Consider the following 206-nt stretch of genomic DNA (forward strand, 5'->3'; position numbering starts at 1 on the left):
TAAAAATCAATCATACCTAAGGATGAAAACGTCCCTATGTTCGGCGCAGCAGTGAAATCATCCATGTCTTTTACATACTCAATATTGCATGAAAGCACAATGGAACCGGCAGAGTCTCCAATGTACATTTTTCCTGAATTTATGTGTGCTGCACTTCATTTATCCGCACCCGTGCTTTTCAGCTCTTGATGTAAAAAGAAAGTGTT

At 39.3% G+C, this 206-nt stretch carries 1 protein-coding gene; it reads right to left on the minus strand.

The window, feature by feature from the left end; translation table 11 throughout:
- A partial coding sequence (locus A6R74_RS23410) for a Type 1 glutamine amidotransferase-like domain-containing protein (RefSeq protein ID WP_373557061.1) occupies nucleotides 1–143 on the minus strand: 143 nt, incomplete at its 3' end.
- Nucleotides 144–206 lie beyond the last annotated feature (63 nt).

The organism is Halomonas sp. ALS9 (assembly GCF_001651035.1).
In the GTDB taxonomy this organism is placed as follows: domain Bacteria; phylum Pseudomonadota; class Gammaproteobacteria; order Pseudomonadales; family Halomonadaceae; genus Vreelandella.